The sequence below is a fragment of the Flagellimonas nanhaiensis genome, from assembly GCF_003382275.1.
Lineage (GTDB): Bacteria > Bacteroidota > Bacteroidia > Flavobacteriales > Flavobacteriaceae > Flagellimonas > Flagellimonas nanhaiensis.
This window is the reverse complement of sequence record NZ_QTJX01000002.1, coordinates 817066-829449: the sequence shown is the minus strand read 5'-3', so window position 1 is coordinate 829449 and position 12384 is coordinate 817066. Positions and strand designations below refer to the sequence as shown.

General features: G+C 41.8%; 13 protein-coding genes. 2 read left to right on the top strand and 11 right to left on the bottom strand.

Going from position 1 to position 12384, the window contains the following annotated elements; translation table 11 throughout:
• The 10 genes from DX873_RS11290 to DX873_RS11245 form a co-directional block, all read right to left on the bottom strand.
• A complete protein-coding gene (locus tag DX873_RS11290) occupies window positions 1–504 on the bottom strand; it encodes a DUF2480 family protein (RefSeq protein WP_116184536.1) in 504 nt (167 codons plus the stop codon).
• A gap of 68 nt (window positions 505–572) precedes the next feature.
• Window positions 573–902 (bottom strand): DUF59 domain-containing protein, encoded by a 330-nt coding sequence (locus tag DX873_RS11285; protein ID WP_116184535.1) that lies wholly within the window; start codon window positions 900–902, stop codon window positions 573–575.
• A 5-nt stretch (window positions 903–907) separates the two neighbouring features.
• On the bottom strand, window positions 908–1330 hold the full coding sequence (locus tag DX873_RS11280; RefSeq protein WP_116184534.1) for a SufE family protein: 423 nt from the start codon (window positions 1328–1330) through the stop codon (window positions 908–910).
• A gap of 72 nt (window positions 1331–1402) precedes the next feature.
• Complete coding sequence (locus DX873_RS11275) at window positions 1403–2629, bottom strand: aminotransferase class V-fold PLP-dependent enzyme (protein WP_116184533.1); 1227 nt, start codon at window positions 2627–2629, stop codon at window positions 1403–1405.
• A 26-nt stretch (window positions 2630–2655) separates the two neighbouring features.
• Window positions 2656–3972, bottom strand: coding sequence for a Fe-S cluster assembly protein SufD (sufD, locus tag DX873_RS11270; protein ID WP_116184884.1), 1317 nt, complete (start codon window positions 3970–3972; stop codon window positions 2656–2658).
• 10 nt (window positions 3973–3982) lie between these two features.
• On the bottom strand, window positions 3983–4735 hold the full coding sequence (gene sufC, locus DX873_RS11265) for a Fe-S cluster assembly ATPase SufC (protein WP_116184532.1): 753 nt from the start codon (window positions 4733–4735) through the stop codon (window positions 3983–3985).
• Between the two features lie 30 nt (window positions 4736–4765).
• Entirely contained in the window at window positions 4766–6211 is a 1446-nt protein-coding gene (gene sufB, locus DX873_RS11260; RefSeq protein WP_116184531.1) for a Fe-S cluster assembly protein SufB, read from the bottom strand.
• A gap of 36 nt (window positions 6212–6247) precedes the next feature.
• On the bottom strand, window positions 6248–6577 hold the full coding sequence (locus DX873_RS11255; protein ID WP_116184530.1) for a HesB/IscA family protein: 330 nt from the start codon (window positions 6575–6577) through the stop codon (window positions 6248–6250).
• A 118-nt stretch (window positions 6578–6695) separates the two neighbouring features.
• The gene (locus DX873_RS11250; RefSeq protein ID WP_181899480.1) at window positions 6696–8036 is read right to left on the bottom strand and encodes a hypothetical protein; all 1341 of its coding nucleotides are present in this window, start codon (window positions 8034–8036) and stop codon (window positions 6696–6698) included.
• A 3-nt stretch (window positions 8037–8039) separates the two neighbouring features.
• A complete protein-coding gene (locus DX873_RS11245; protein ID WP_116184529.1) occupies window positions 8040–9308 on the bottom strand; it encodes a choice-of-anchor B family protein in 1269 nt (422 codons plus the stop codon).
• Between the two features lie 64 nt (window positions 9309–9372).
• Here DX873_RS11245 and thiL point away from each other — a divergent pair, with 64 nt between their 5' ends.
• Window positions 9373–10425 carry a thiamine-phosphate kinase gene (gene thiL, locus DX873_RS11240; protein ID WP_116184528.1) on the top strand — a complete coding sequence of 351 codons (1053 nt, stop codon included), beginning with the start codon at window positions 9373–9375 and terminating at the stop codon, window positions 10423–10425.
• A gap of 123 nt (window positions 10426–10548) precedes the next feature.
• Here the strand turns inward: thiL and DX873_RS11235 are convergent, their stop codons facing one another.
• Window positions 10549–10803, bottom strand: a complete 255-nt coding sequence (locus DX873_RS11235) for a hypothetical protein (RefSeq protein WP_116184527.1) — start codon at window positions 10801–10803, stop codon at window positions 10549–10551.
• 262 nt (window positions 10804–11065) lie between these two features.
• Between DX873_RS11235 and brnQ the strand changes: the two genes are divergently transcribed.
• Window positions 11066–12337 (top strand): branched-chain amino acid transport system II carrier protein, encoded by a 1272-nt coding sequence (gene brnQ, locus DX873_RS11230; RefSeq protein WP_116184526.1) that lies wholly within the window; start codon window positions 11066–11068, stop codon window positions 12335–12337.
• Window positions 12338–12384: the final 47 nt, after the last annotated feature.

The window sequence follows — 12384 nt, the reverse complement described above, 5'->3', positions numbered from 1 at the left end:
CTATTTTTTCTTGTACAAGGGTACTGAAGAACAAGCTTCTCCGTACATCACGCTTTTGGCCACAGGCTGTATTTTGGAAATAGCTGTGATATAAGCGTTTTCAGGTACAGGTTTGTTAGAACATCCTTTGATGATCACAGGCATATCCTTGAATTGTGAAACATCTAAATTTTCAAGTAGGGCAAGATAAAGTGCTGTCTCCAAATCTTCTAGGTCTCCAACAACTACTTTATTGGCGTAGGGATTTAGTCTGGAAGCCGCCAACATAAATGCCCACCCAGGGATTATGGCTTCTGTGGAGCAGTGTAGGGCTACGTAAACATCTTTGTAAACTGACCAATCATGGTCTTCAACATGTTTTCTGAAATCTTTTTCTTTTAAAATAATGCCTTCAAAAAGCCAATCCTTAATGTCCAAAACCATTCTTGGACCTTCAGGGTATAATTCCTCAAGATCAAAAGTGATTAACTTGCTTTGGGCCACTCTATTTACAATTTCATCCATCAGACTTAAGTATTGAGATTTGAGTATTGAGATTTTCTAACTACTCAATACTAATATCTAACATCTATTTATAATAGTCCCAATTCCAGCTTGGCCTCCTCACTCATTAAATCCTGGGTCCATGGAGGATCAAAGGTGATTTCGACTTCAACATCATTGAGCTCGTCCAAGGATTTCACCCTTTCCTCTACCTCAACAGGTAAAGTTTCAGCAACTGGGCAATTAGGCGAGGTCAGGGTCATCAATATCTTGACATCATTATCCGTGTTCACAAAAACATCATAGATCAGTCCCAATTCGTAGATGTCAACAGGGATTTCCGGATCATAAATGGTTTTTAGAACCCGTACGATCTTCTCTCCCAATTCTTGTGTGTCTATGGTAAGCTCTTCGCTCATTTTCTTTAGTTTAATTGTGTTTGATAGGCCACCGCATACAATTTCAATTGCTTGATCATGCTGACCAATCCATTTGCCCGGGTTGGAGACAAATGCTCCTTTAACCCTATTTCATCAATAAAAATGGTGTCCGCGTCGATGATATCTTGTGGCTTTTGATTGCTAAAAGCTCTAATCAATATGGCAATAATACCTTTGGTGATGATGGCATCGCTGTCCGCGGTAAAAACCAATTTATCATCTTCTAGTTCGGCATGCACCCATACCTTGCTCTGGCAACCTTTGATGATATTCTCATCTGTCTTATACTGTTCGTCAATCAAAGGAAGGGATTTTCCAAGCTCGATCATGTATTCATAGCGTTGCATCCAATCATCAAACATGGAAAACTCATCAACAATCTCCTCCTGTATTTCCGGTATGGTCATATCTCAATTTTGTTCAAAAGTACAACTCGGATGAATGCTCATCAAGTCTTCAAGACAAAGATAACTACTGTTTTATAGCAGCATGTTCCTGGCCCTCTTTACACCCTCTACCAGTTTATCCACTTCCTCTTTGGTGTTGTAAAAGCTAAAACTGGCCCTTACAGTTCCCGGAATTTGGTAGAAATCCATAATGGGTTGTGCACAATGGTGTCCAGTTCGTACCGCAATCCCCAACTTATCCAAAATAGTTCCAATATCATACGGATGGATACCATCAATATTAAATGAAATCACAGATGTTTTCCTCTTTGCGGTTCCATAAATCCGCAGTCCTTCAATGGTCAACAACTGTTCTGTTGCATATTGAACAAGCTCATCTTCATATTGGGCAATGGCATTCATGCCAATTGAATTGATATAATCCAGGGCGGCACCAAATGCAATTCCACCACAGATATTGGGAGTTCCTGCTTCAAACTTATGGGGAAGGTCCGCATAAGTGGTCTTTTCAAAAGTTACCTCTGCTATCATTTCTCCCCCTCCTTGATAGGGCGGAAGTTTTTTCAACCACTCTTCCTTTCCATATAGTATTCCCACTCCCGTAGGGCCACACATTTTATGTGCAGAAACCGTATAAAAATCCACATCAAGAGCCTTTAGGTCTGCCTGAATGTGGGCAGCGGCCTGGGCTCCATCTATCAACACTGCTGCACCTACTTTATGGGCCGCATCAATAATCTCTTGAATGGGATTAATGGTCCCTAATGCGTTGGAGACGTGGTTACAGAATACCAATTTGGTCTTTTCCGAAAGCAATTGATGGTACTCCTCCATAACCAATTCACCTTCCAAGTTCATGGGAATTACCTTTAGGGTAGCTCCGGTACGTTCACATAACATTTGCCAAGGCACAATGTTGGAGTGGTGTTCCATGGCCGACACCAAAACCTCATCTCCTTTCTTTAGAAAGGAGGTAAACCCTGTCGCCACTAAATTGATGCTATGGGTGGTTCCCGAAGTAAAGATTACCTCATGGGAATGTCCAATATTGAAATGTTCCTGAATCTTTTTTCGAGCAATTTCATAGGCATCGGTAGCCTCTTGCGAAAGACTGTGCACCCCACGGTGGATATTGGCATTGTACCTTTCGTAATAATCCACGATAGTGTTTATTACCTGTCGAGGTGTTTGCGATGTGGCCGCATTGTCCAAATACACCAAAGGCTGTCCGTTGACCTCTCTTTCGAGAATAGGAAAGTCCTTTCTGATGGTTATTATGTCCATAGAGGTTTGTGTCATGAAAATGCCAATGAAATTAGGTTCGACTACAGCTCAAATCCCACACGAACCCCAAGCTTGTTGGCAATGATCTTGTTGATTCTTGCCTTCAACTCCGGTATACGCACACTTTCCAATACATTATTGGCAAAAGCGTACATCATCAATGCAGTGGCCTCTTTTTTGGGAATTCCCCGCGATCTTAGATAGAACAAAGCATCATCATCCAACTGACCAATGGTACACCCGTGGGAGCATTTTACATCGTCAGCAAAAATCTCCAGCTGAGGTTTGGTGTTTATAGAAGCTTTGTCACTCAACAAGATGTTGTTGTTCTGCTGGAACGCATTCGTCTTTTGAGCAATCTTGTCCACGATGATCTTTCCATTGAAAACCCCGGTAGACTTTTCCCCAAAAATTCCTTTGTAATCTTGATGGCTCTCACAATTGGGCTGCGCATGGTGTACCAAGGTATGGTGGTCCACATGTTGTTTTTCTCCCAATATGGTAACACCCTTTAGGGTGGAATCTATTCGTTCGCCATTCTGATAGAAATTCAGATTGTTTCTTGTCAACTTTCCACCGAATGAAAAAGTGTGCACCTTAACAACACTATTGTTTTTTTGGGAAATATAGGTGTTGTCCACCAATGAAGCTGTGTCAGCATCATTCTGAACCTTATAGTAATCCACATGGGCATCCTTGGCCGCAAATATCTCGGTCACGGAATTGGTAAAGACCTCATTTTCCGTTAAACTTTGATGACGTTCTATGATCTGAACCTCTGCATTTTCCTCAGCAACGATCAAATTTCTGGGTTGAAGCATCAACGCAGCCTCATTGCCTGTGGCCAAATGCAAAATTTGGATAGGCTTTTTGGGCATCTTGTTCTTGGGAATATAGATGTACGCCCCTTCTTTGCTAAAAGCTGTATTCAAAGTCGTCAGAGACTCATCTTTAGATGCCACCTTATTAAAGTACACATCAATTACCTGTCTGAACATGGGCTTGCTGAAAGCGGAGCTCATCAAACAAACATCCACTCCGTCATGAGTGGTTTCAGAGAGGTAGGAACTATAGACCCCATCCACAAAGACGATCTTATAGGTGTCAATGTCATGGATGAAATATTTTTTGACATCCTTGTATTCCAAAGCGCTTTCCCGTTTTGGGAAAATGCTGAAGTCCACCTTCTGAAGGTTGTTCAGGGATGTATATTTCCAAGCTTCCTCTTTTTTGGAAGGAAAGCCTTTTATCTCAAAGTTCTTTATGGCCTCTGAACGGACCTCATGAACCGGATGGTCCAAGTCCACGGTGTTTTCAAAAGCCAAAAACGATGAAAGCAATTTATCTTTTAAATCCATCATGCAATACTTAAACCACAGTCTCCTGCTTGATCCAATCGTATCCTTTTTCTTCCAACTTCAAAGCCAATTCCTTGGGACCAGATTTTACAATCTTACCTTCATGAAGCACATGCACAAAATCCGGAACTATGTATTCCAACAATCTTTGGTAGTGTGTAATCACGATAATGGCGTTGTCTTTACCTCTCAATTTATTGACCCCATTAGCAACAATACGAAGGGCATCAATGTCCAATCCAGAATCTGTTTCGTCCAAGATGGCCAATTTGGGCTCCATCATGGCCATTTGGAATATTTCGTTTCTCTTTTTCTCTCCTCCGGAAAAACCTTCGTTCAAGGAACGCGATAAGAACTTACGGTCTATTTCCAAAAGTTCAGACTTCTCCCGAATCAATTTCAACATTTGATTGGCGGGCATATCCTCCAATCCTCTTGCTTTTCTTGATTCGTTGATGGCTGTTTTTATAAAATTTGTCACCGAAACCCCTGGAATCTCAACAGGATATTGAAACGAAAGGAAAATACCTTTGTGTGCCCTTTCCTCTGGGGACAGCTCTTCTAGGTCCTCTCCGTCCAAGGAAATATTCCCTTTTTTGATCTCAAAATCCTCTTTTCCGGCAATCACCGAGGCCAAGGTACTTTTTCCGGAACCATTTGGACCCATAATGGCATGTACTTCGCCGGGGTTCACCTGAAGGTTGATCCCATTCAGTATTTTTTTATCTTCAACACTTGCGTGTAAATCTTTAATCTCTAGCATTTTTTTGCGATATTATTTCGAATGATTTGGTTATCCTACTGAACCTTCTAAACTTATTTCCAATAATTTTTGGGCCTCTACGGCAAACTCCATCGGAAGTTTATTCAAGACCTCTTTACTAAATCCATTAACAATGAGGGCAATTGCCTTTTCTGTATCAATACCTCGTTGGTTGCAATAAAAAATCTGGTCCTCTCCAATTTTACTGGTGGTGGCCTCGTGCTCAATCTGAGCCGTTTTGTTTTTGGCTTCGATGTACGGGAATGTGTGCGCTCCACATCGATTACCCATCAACAAAGAATCACATTGTGAAAAGTTCCTGGCATTTTCGGCCCTACTGTTCACCTGCACCAATCCACGATAACTATTTTGTGACTGTCCTGCGGAAATTCCCTTGGAAATAATCGTACTCTTGGTGTTCTTTCCCAAGTGAATCATTTTGGTGCCAGTATCTGCTTGTTGAAAGTTGTTGGTAACAGCAATGGAATAAAACTCTCCTATTGAGTTGTCTCCTTTCAAAACACAGGAAGGGTATTTCCAAGTAACGGCTGATCCGGTCTCTACCTGTGTCCAGGAAATCTTTGCATTCTTTTCGCAAATTCCCCTTTTGGTCACAAAATTGAAAACGCCTCCTTTACCTTCCTTATCTCCAGGAAACCAGTTTTGTACTGTGGAATACTTGATTTCGGCATTGTCCAAAGCAATAAGTTCCACCACTGCGGCGTGCAATTGGTTTTCGTCACGTGATGGCGCGGTACAACCTTCCAGGTAGCTTACGTAGCTTCCTTCATCGGCTATGACCAAGGTGCGTTCGAACTGTCCTGTTCCCGCTTGATTGATTCGGAAATAGGTGGATAATTCCATAGGACAACGAACTCCTTTAGGTATGTAACAAAAAGATCCGTCTGAAAAGACAGCCGAGTTCAACGCGGCATAGAAGTTGTCCTTTTGTGGAACCACTGTACCGATGTATTTCTTGACCAGTTCAGGATGCTCTTGGATCGCTTCGGAAATAGAACAGAAAATAATCCCTTTTTCTGCGAGGGTTTTCTTGAACGTAGTGGCTACTGAAACTGAATCCATGACCACATCCACAGCAACTCCGGCCAATTTTTTCTGCTCCTCTAACGGTATGCCCAACTTTTTGAACGTATCCAACAATTCCGGGTCCACCTCATCCAAACTATCGTATTTGGGTTTTTTATTGGGGGCTGAATAATATGATATCTCCTGAAAATTTGGTTTTTCGTAAGTAACATTGGCCCATTCTGGTTCTTCCATCTCCTTCCAAACCTTGAAGGCTTCCAACCGCCATTCCGTCATCCATTCTGGTTCTTCCTTCTTCTTTGAAATGGCAATAACAATGTCCTCGTTCAATCCCTTTGGAAAGGTATCCGACTCAATATCTGTGTAGAAACCATACTCATATTCCTTGGTTTCCAGTTCTTTTTTTAACTCTTCTTCTGTGTAAGCCATGTGTTCTCAGTTAGTCAATTGGCAACATTTGTATCATTACAGCGAGAAGCTCTCTCCACAACCGCATGTTCTTTGAGCGTTGGGGTTATTGAAAACAAAACCCTTACCGTTCAATCCTCCAGAATATTCCAAGGTGGTCCCTACCAGGTACAGAAAGCTCTTTTTATCCACAATGATCCTCACTGCATTATCCTCAAAAACTTTGTCCGTGTCAGAGGCCATCTTGTCAAAATTCAACTCATAGGACAATCCGCTGCAGCCTCCACTTTTTACTCCCACCCGAACAAAATCTGTGGATGCGTCAAAGCCCTCTTCAGTCATAAGTGATACCACTTTCTTCTTGGCAGTCTCCGAAACTTTAATCATTCTTACTTGGATTTATTCTAAATAGCGTACAAATATAGGTTATCTGTAGGGTTTTACCATATTTCCTAACATTATAATAACGAATGATTCCATAGGGGTTTTCTATGGACAGGAAGAGCTATTTTATTTTGATGATGACCAAGTCGGTCATTCCTTTGGATCCAATATCTTGAAACAGATCGCTTGCTGTTTCTCCGACCACCACCAAACTTCCATTTGAATTTTCAAGAACATCAAATCCGAAATCGAGATTTGCCCCTCCAAAAGATTGCTGATAGGTAAGGTTGCCCTGGGCGTCAGTTTTAATTACCCAAAGGTCATTTTCTCCATTGCTTTCTGAGGCATCCCCGTCTAAGCTTTTAGAATTTCCTGCCAGTACAAAACCTCCATCCGAAGTTGTACTCAGTCCCCTTGCAGCATCAAATCCGGTGCCCCCAAAAGTTCTTTCCCAAAGCAAATTACCACTATCATCAATTTTGATAAGCCATACATCAGATTCCCCGTTGTTTTTTGATACATCGGTATCTGTACTAAAAGTGTTGCCTGCTATGGCATACCCACCATCTTGGGTCTTTACAATGTCATAGGAAATTTCTATCCCGGTGCCCCCAAAAGACCTTTCCCACAGCATGTTTCCTGAACTATCGACTTTAACTACCCAAAAATCGTAGCTCCCTTTGGTATTTGAAATATCAAAGTCATCACTTTCTGAGAAGCCAGCCATTACAAATCCACCGTCATTAGCCTGTACTACTCCATGGGCCCGGTCATTATTGGTTCCTCCAAAATATCTTCGCCATTGCAAATTGCCATTGGCATCTAACTTGGTGCCCCAAAACTCCCCTACTCCGTGTCTGGTCAGATAAGAACCTTTCCCAAAATTTCCTTCTCCATTGGATAGGGTTACGTCGAGGAATCCTGCAAAGAAAAATCCTCCGTCTGGTGTCTGCACAACATCATAGGAATGATCATGTCCGGCAAATCCAAAACTCTTTTCCCAAAGAATATTTCCAGATGCATCCAGTCGTAAAATCCAGTTATCATGAAAGCCCTGGTTGTTAGTTCCGTCCCCATCATCACTCATGGCATAGCCAACAATGGCATAACCACCATCTAAAGTCTGGATAACCGATTGACCTTTGTCATCCTTGCTGCCTCCATAGGTCTTGCTCCATTCCAAATCTCCATTTGCATCCAGTTTAAGGAGCCAATAATCGTTTACCTCTTGAGTCTTTCCCATCAAATCTCCATTAATGCTATTGCTATATCCCAAAACTGCATAGCCCCCATCAGAAGTTTGGATTATGGACTGGGCTGTATCCTCACCACTTCCTCCATAGGTTTTGACCCATTCTATCTCTCCCAAAAAAGTAATCTGATCCAAAGTGTCAGTTGAGATGGCATCCTCGGAACAGCACCAAAAAGCAAAAGGCAACAAAAACAGTATGATTCTTTTCATTGCTTAGTTGGATTTTTGAACGACGAACAATCCTGAATTGATGTCATTGATAAGGATCTTTCCACTTTCAAAAAAGGGGTAGACGCTCCAAACGCCATTGAATCCAGCAGTGTTATTGGACGGATACGAATCGAAAAATGCTGTTTCTGCTATGTTTTCATTTTCAATATCTGAAATGTCAAGTACTCTCATGCCGGCAGTGTAATTGGCTAGAAAAAATTCATCTCCTACCACATATCCGTTGTGGTCAATAGCTGCCGTGGGTCCCAAATAGGTGGTATGCAAAGTAGGGTTATCCAAATCACTAAAATCAAAAATCAGCGTTCTTGAGTTAAAGCCAAAACCGGTTTCATCCAACTCATCCCCCAAAATAAAATAACGATGATCTTCAGTAAACCACCCTTGATGGGTATATCCAATGTTGGAGTAGGTCAATGTTGTTATCTCAGTTGGGTTGCTCTTATCCGTTATGTCCACAATGGCAATCTGGTCTTCATTGGCTCCAATGAAAATTTCCCTTCCGGTATAATCGGCATCGGGGCCATTGTATGTGACCACCTGGGCATCATGAGTATAGCCATTGGCCCCATAACCTCCAACCCCATTCGGGTTTAGCGGATTTTGAATGTTTACAAAATGAACTCCTCCGCCAAAGGCATCGCTCCGTGCTGTTCCAACGGGATAGGCAAAACCTTCGTTTTCGTTGATTACAATGTTATGGGCATTTCCTATTCCAGTATACCGAGCATCTGAAGAGAAAACTTCTGGCGGATCGGCAACATTTCTAAGTCTTTTAAGATCAAAAATCTGCATCCCATGGTTATCCGCTTCGGAAACAATGAGTGCATAGTCTGAATAAACTTTAACATCGCGCCATCCACTCGGAACGGTAGCAGTCAATAATTTGCCCAAATAAACAGGGTTTGCTTGGTCCGTAATATCCACAAATGCCGTTCCATTATCCAAACCGATTATGGCATACTCCCTATTGGTAGATGCATCGGTCCAACCCCAAATATCATTCCCAGCATTTCCTGCAAAAGCTTGTAAATCCATTTGAAAAAGAAGGTCGTACCCTTGACATGGAAAGCCCGCCGCACTTCCATTTTCACAAGGGGATAATCCATTGGTTACAGCTCCATTTCCTATGTTGGGTTCATTGTCTGGAGGGGTGTTGTTATCGTTATCTCCATTTGGGGGACTATCATTGTCACTAGAGCATCCTAAAAAAAGAAAAGAAAAAAGGAGTACCAAAAGGCCTAATTTCCTCATAGCATGGCAATTTTAAGTTTCTACTAAAGATACAATTTATAATTATCCTGTTTACTTTTGCCAAATGCTAGAAGACAAGAATCCGCAACGGACATCATTGGAAGAACTGGGTGAATTTGGCCTTATTGAACACCTCACCAAAAATTTTGAGCTGAAGCAATCAACCTCCATTCAAGGAATTGGAGATGATGCTGCCGTTCTTGATTTTAAGGATAAAAAGGTGGTGGTTTCAACGGACATGTTGGTGGAGGGGGTTCATTTTGACTTGAGCTATATGCCATTGAAACATCTGGGTTACAAAGCTGTCATAGTAAACCTTTCTGATATCTATGCCATGAATGCCGTGGCCACACAGATCACCATGTCCATTGCAGTTTCCAACCGTTTTCCCTTGGAAGCTCTTGAAGAGTTTTATGCTGGTGTACAAACAGCTTGTGAATTCTACAACGTAGATTTGATAGGTGGTGACACCACTTCCTCCAAAACCGGAATGTTGATCAGTGCCACCTCCATTGGTGTTGCCAATACAGATGATTTGGTCTACCGAAATGGTGCCAAGGCCAACGACCTATTAGTGGTGAGCGGAGATCTTGGCGGAGCCTATCTCGGCTTACAGGTCCTGGAAAGAGAAAAGGAAGTTTTTAAGGTGAACCCAAACAGTCAACCCGATTTGGACCCCTACTCCTATATCGTGGAACGACAGTTAAAGCCCGAGGCCCGAAAAGATATGGTGGATCTACTCAAAAAATTAGAGGTGCATCCAACTGCCATGATCGACATCAGTGACGGTCTTTCTTCCGAGATTTTGCATTTGTGCAAGAACAGTGGGGTTGGCTGTAATCTTTTTGAAGATAAAATTCCGTTGGACCCAACCGTGATTTCAACAGCAGAGGAATTTAAAATGGACTCTACCATGATTGCCTTGAGCGGAGGTGAGGATTATGAGCTTTTGTTCACTATAGATCAAGCTGATTATCCAAAAATCAAAGCAAATCCGAACTTAACGGTCATTGGCCATATAACCTCTAAAGAGGAAGGTGTACATTTGATTACCCGGGCAGAAACAAAGATTCCTTTAAAAGCACAAGGATGGAACTCCTTTGATGGGATTCAATAAAAAATCCCGAAAATCAAGCGCAACTTCACTAGTAGGTCTTGGGGCACGCGACGCATAGCATAAGATACGAACTTAAGTTTTCGGGATAAACCTAAAACTTCTTAATAAAACCGAAAGATGGGGCTAAGCCACGTGTTGTACAACCCTGCTCCTTCTTTTTTGGTACATGTCTTCCAAAGTGTCGTTAATTTCCTGCATTTGAGGGGTCAACTCGGACAGTTTTCCACTGGCGTCCGTGGTGACCTGCTTTTGACAATGAATACATTTGTATTCCTTGATATGCTTTGTTACTTTTTTGGAGACTACATAATGATGTCCAAATACATTGCAGAATAGGGAAGTGATTTTGTTGCCATGTTGCGTAGAGGATGTCTTCATAAGTTTGGTCTTGTTGTTTGGGAGGCATTGATACGATTTGGGGATCGAAGAATGCAAAACAGTTACTGGTAATTATTCTTTATACGTTTAGTTTTAGTTGAATGGTTAATAAAACAACGAATGTTAATAACTTTTTATTTTTGAAAACATCCCGACAAAAAAAAATTTTCGATGAAATGCATGTTTCTCAGCTAAAAGTTGTGTTTCTTCGTTAAACTCACCTTCGAAATATACTACTTTAGGAAATAATTATCAACACCTTATGAACAAAAAAATCACTGCAGTTACCGCGTTTGCCCTGTTTTCTCTCTTTTTTGGTGCCGGCAATCTTATTTTACCCCCGCAATTGGGTTTTAAATCTGGAAATCTGTGGTGGTGGGTCGCCCTTGGGTTTTGTTTATCGGCAGTACTAATTCCCATATTGGGAATATTGGCCCACGCTAAACTACAGGGCACCATGTATGATTTTGGAAAAAAGGTATCCCCCACCTTTAGTCTGGTCTACTGCTATGTGGTATATGCTATTTCCATAGCTCTTCCCTCCCCAAGAACTGCATCCGTTACCCATGAAATGGCCGTTGAGCCTCTTTGGGATTCCTCCTCATTGGTAACCAGTCTTATCTACTTTGTATTGGTCTATATTTTTGTCATCAACCGATCTAAGATTTTAGATGTAGTGGGTAAATTCCTCACTCCTGGCATATTGATTATTCTTCTTTTGATTGTGGCCACTGCGGTTTTCTCTCTGGATTTTAACTTTGGGCCTTCGGAATTCAAGAGTCCGTTCAGCCATGGTATTCTGGAAGGTTATCAAACTTTTGATGCCATTGGGGCCGTGGTAGTGGGTGGTGTTATAATAATCTCCATCAACTTAAAAGAAAAGTCCGCCTCTTATGAGACCAAGAAAAGTGTTATTGGAAAAGCAGGTATTTTGGCAGGGCTCGGGCTGTTCACTGTCTACGCTGGGCTCATTTTGACTGGGGCTTTGTTCAGTGATTCATTTGAAAGTGATATTTCCCGAACTGCAATTTTGACGGGCATTAGCTTGAAGACGTTAGGTAACAACGCCACTGTGCTACTCAGTATATTGGTGAGTTTGGCCTGCTTTACCACTGCCGTTGGAATTGTTACTGGTACCGCCGATTTTATTAAAGGTCGTTTCAACGATTCGCAATTGGCGTATCGCATCACTGCGTTGGTTGGATGCATTTTGGGCGTACTGGTTGGGCAATTCAATGTAGGTTATATTATTGCCGTGGCCCTGCCAGCCTTAATGTTCATCTACCCAATAACCATTATTTTGATTCTGTTGAATGTAATTCCTGACAAGTGGGCCTCTCCAAAAGTGTTTAGGTTAGTGGTGCATATAACTATCCTGTTCAGTATTCCTGACTTTATTGGTAGTCTTGGTCATGGAGAAAGTATAGCTGCATATACCCAATGGATTCCCTTAAGGGAATATCACATGGGATGGGTCTTACCTGCGTTGGCAATTTTTATTGTGGGAAACTTGGCTGAGAGGCCTAAAGGGTGAACTTGATTTGTTAGAAAAAATTGGACACAAAAGATTATAACATATCC